The 1,389-nt window shown below is 62.9% G+C and carries 2 protein-coding genes and 1 pseudogene; all 3 read right to left on the bottom strand.

All coding sequences use genetic code 11. The annotated features are described in order from the left end of the window. Positions 1 to 138: 138 nt before the first annotated feature. On the bottom strand, positions 139 to 867 hold the full coding sequence (gene msrA / locus E5W70_RS28090; protein ID WP_292664579.1) for a peptide-methionine (S)-S-oxide reductase MsrA: 729 nt from the start codon (positions 865 to 867) through the stop codon (positions 139 to 141). A 77-nt stretch (positions 868 to 944) separates the two neighbouring features. Then, positions 945 to 1,232, bottom strand: a complete 288-nt coding sequence (locus E5W70_RS28095; protein ID WP_292664581.1) for a hypothetical protein — start codon at positions 1,230 to 1,232, stop codon at positions 945 to 947. 78 nt (positions 1,233 to 1,310) lie between these two features. Further along, positions 1,311 to 1,389, bottom strand: a pseudogene (locus E5W70_RS28100) (DUF1223 domain-containing protein); the annotation flags it as partial.

A 1,389-nucleotide genomic window follows, 5' to 3' on the forward strand; every position in this document is an offset into this window, starting at 1 on the left:
TTCGCGATGTCCCCGCACACCTGTTCGCGATGTCCCAGGTCCAAACACCCCCTTGCGGGGGAGATGTCCGGCAGGACAGAGGGGGGTGCGAAGGATCGCCGACGCTTCTTCTCCGTCGCGCCCGCCGGCGCAAAAACGTCAGCTCTTGTTGGCGGCCAGCACCAGAACCGGCTTTTCGCTGTAGAGGTTGGGGAACAGCCGCTTCAGATTCTCGACCTTGGGCAGATCATTGTAGACGATATAGGGATAGGTCGGGTTGAGCGTCAGAAAATCCTGGTGATAGTCCTCGGCCGGATAGAAGCTCTTGCCTGTCTCCAGCGTCGTCACGATCGGCTTGGGAAACACCTTGGCCTTGCCGAGCTGGGCGATGTAGCTTTCGGCGATCTTTTTCTGCGCGTCGTTTTCGGCAAAGATCGTCGAACGGTACTGGGTGCCGCTGTCCGGCCCCTGGTAGTTCAGTTGCGTCGGATTGTGCGCCACCGAGAAATACACCTGCAGCAGCTGGCCGTAGGTCACCTTGGACGGCTCGTAAGTGATCTCGACGGATTCGGCATGGCCCGTCCGGCTGGTGCCGACCATTTCATAGACGGCCGTGTCCTTGTCGCCGCCGGCATAGCCGGAGACGGCGCTGGTGACGCCCTTGACGTGCTGGAATACGCCTTGCACACCCCAGAAGCAGCCGCCGGCGAAAACCGCCCTTTCGGTGCCGGCGGTAGCCTTCTCGTCCATTGCCGGCGGCGGGATCACCACCGCGTCTTCGGCCGAGACTGCCGGCGTCTGCCAGAACACGGCAGCGGCGGCCGTGACGATAAGCGCGGCAAGCGCCGCTTTTGCAAAAATCGACGAGCGTTTCACGGCTGCGGTCATGTCTGATCTCCCATGATGCTGGTGTGGATTATACGACGGATAGGTTCGCCGGGCTCTCACATTGCTGTGCGCATCGCCTATTTGGCCGGAGCCATGGCATCGCAGGCCTTGGTCGCTTCGGCTTTCTTCATGGCGTTCGTTTCGGCGGCTGCCTTGTTCATGCAGTCGGCCTTCATCGGATCGCCCGCCTTCATCGCGGTCGTGGCCATCGCGTCAGATGCTATGGCGCCGGCCGGCTTCATGGCGTCTGTTGCCGGCTTCATCGCATCTTCGGCCCGCGCCGCGCCTCCGGCGAACAGCACCGTCGAGCAAAGTGCGAAGGCGAGTGCCGCCAGGGTCGGGCGATTGGTCAAACGATTGGTCATGATGATCTCCTTGGGTTTGGCAGAGGTTGACGGCATGCGGCGGCGCCGCTGCGCGTTGGGGGAATTTCGCGAGGGTTTCTAGTTTGTGGCGGCCGCCAGGATCGGCCCGCCGCCCGGCACCTGCACCAGCACCGCAGTGCTGAGGCCGCCCGTCGTC

Origin of the sequence: Mesorhizobium sp. (assembly GCF_005063415.1) — a bacterium.
GTDB lineage: Bacteria > Pseudomonadota > Alphaproteobacteria > Rhizobiales > Rhizobiaceae > Mesorhizobium.

What these genes read in the sequence shown, in the direction of transcription:
- msrA (WP_292664579.1), bottom strand. Translation starts at nt 867, where the DNA reads ATGACCGCAGCCGTGAAACGCTCGTCGATTTTTGCAAAAGCGGCGCTT.
- E5W70_RS28095 (WP_292664581.1), bottom strand. Translation starts at nt 1,232, where the DNA reads ATGACCAATCGTTTGACCAATCGCCCGACCCTGGCGGCACTCGCCTTC.